This is a genomic window from Bartonella sp. AP9QHHD (assembly GCF_042195625.1).
GTDB lineage: Bacteria > Pseudomonadota > Alphaproteobacteria > Rhizobiales > Rhizobiaceae > Bartonella.
In genome coordinates this window covers 1-2116 of sequence record NZ_JBHIOP010000038.1, presented here as the reverse complement: position 1 = coordinate 2116, position 2116 = coordinate 1, and the positions used below count along the sequence as shown (strand labels likewise).

1 pseudogene is annotated in these 2116 nt (G+C 43.7%); it reads left to right on the top strand.

Going from position 1 to position 2116, the window contains the following annotated elements:
- Positions 1-2019: pseudogene (locus ACFIK4_RS02945) on the top strand (hypothetical protein); the annotation flags it as partial.
- Positions 2020-2116: the final 97 nt, after the last annotated feature.

The following is a 2116-nucleotide window of genomic DNA, read 5'->3' as shown; positions in this document are numbered from 1 at the left end:
GAAGCCAAGAAGATAGCGGAAAATTCAGGCAACACAGCTCATCAAGGGTGGAGTACAGCTAACAACGCGAAGGAAGTAGCCGATAACGCTAAGACTATAGCAAGTTTAGCACGGACATATGCAGACGAAGCCAAGAAAAAAGCGGAATTAGCAGATTCACAATCCTATCAAGCTAAGGGCGAAGCCGAAAAAGCCAAGGAAATAGCTAATAGTGCAAAATATACAGCAGAACAAGCACAGAAAGCGGCAGAAGCGGCGGGTAAAAAGGCAGCGTCTTTAGCATCATCTTTAGAAGACAAGCTAGAAGAGACAGAAAAAACAGCGAAGGAAGCCAAACAGAAAGCTGTTTATGCCGAAAATGATGCGAGGCAAGCTCGTAGTGAGGCAGAATCTGCGAAAAATATAGCTTATAATGCTAGTAGTACAGCTAACAACGCGAAGGAAGTGGCAGATAACGCTAAGACTATAGCAAGTTTAGCAGAAACGGCAGGCGAGGAAGCCAAGAAAATAGCAGAAGCAGCCAATTCACGAGCGTATGAAGCCAAGAATGAAGTAGAAAAAGCCAAGGAAATAGCGAGTAATGCAAAATATATAGCAGGAGAGGCGCAGAGGGCAGCCGAAACAGCGGGTAAGAAAGCCGCGTCTTTAGAAGAAGAAGCGGAAGAGGCACAAAAAATAGCCAAGGAAGCCAAGGAGTCTGCTGGTTATGCAAGACATGATGCGACGCAAGCGCGCAATCAGGCAGAAAATGCAGAGAAAATAGCCTCGTCTGCGAGGAGTAGGGTTATCGATATCAACCAAGTGGTTGAGAATTTTAAAGCCCCCGTAAGTTTAGCGCGGATGTACTCAGAAGAAGCCAAGAAAAAAGCCGAGTCGGCAGATTCACAAGCTTATCAAGCCAAGAGCGAAGCCGAAAAAGCCAAAGAAGTAGCCGATAGAGCGAAAAGGACAGCAGAAGAAGCCAAAAAAACAGCCGATACGACGAAACAAGAGCTTGGAGGTATCAAGAGTTCCCTAGCAACGGCAACAACAGCCCATACAGTAGCTTCACAGGCAAAAGCGCTAGCGGAAGAGGTAAACAATTTACTGAAACAGTCCAATTTAACGGTTCTTTCAATTTCCACACCGTTTCTTGTAGCGACAGGCAAAGCGCAATTAACCTTGAAAAAAGGAACACGCATAACTTTGGCATTAGGCAATGATATTTTGGTTGCAAGTTATACGGTAGATACAAGAATAAGCGTTCCTTCTCTTTCGGCGGGGAAGGATTATTATGTTTATTTGGTTTCTGATGGAGGACAGTCTCATAAATTTGTTTTATCAGAAAACTCTACGTATCCAAGGGATTACACAGTGAGTAATTCGCGAAAGATAGGAGGGTTTCATACGCTCTGTGCGGATGTTGGTACGATTTCCGGTCACCCCTTGTCTGGTTATAGGGCAGGGGATATTTTACCCAATTCAGTTTGGTGTCTCAATCACCGCCCGCATAGTTCACCAGAAGGTATGGTTTATGATCCTTTGCAAGATCTTTGGGTTGATATTTATCTTCAGTCAGGGACGGGTGAAAATACGAAATCAATGTATCGTACCAATATAACAACAAACCGTAATTATACCGAACATGTAACAGATATGGCGCGTGTTAAAAAATCTTTACTGAGTGATGAAGCGTTTGCTTCTGCTATGTATGGAAGCAATGAAAAGACACATATTGTTGGCAAGAAAGAACCAACCTCTAAGGTTTCAGGTGGATATAAGGATACGGCGAATCGTCGAATGATCTCGCATATCGGTTGTGAGGATGGTTGCGGTTATGTTTGGCAATTTTTATCGGGCACGTTTCCTATACCCATAAGCCGTACGCAAAATACGTTTGAAATGAGAGCATTGTTAGGGGGTGGTAGCTGGAGTAATACAACGGATAATGGGCGTTTTACTCGAGCCGCCATGATCGTCAATGGTGGAAATGAACAAGTTGCGGCGCGTGGATGTAGCCATACGCGTCATTTTGTTTAGGAGGGAGAGATGATAGAATATCCAGAACATTTAAATAGCAAAGAAGATTATCTGAACATGCTTTCTTTTGACAAAGTTGAAACAGTAAGAAGGCTAG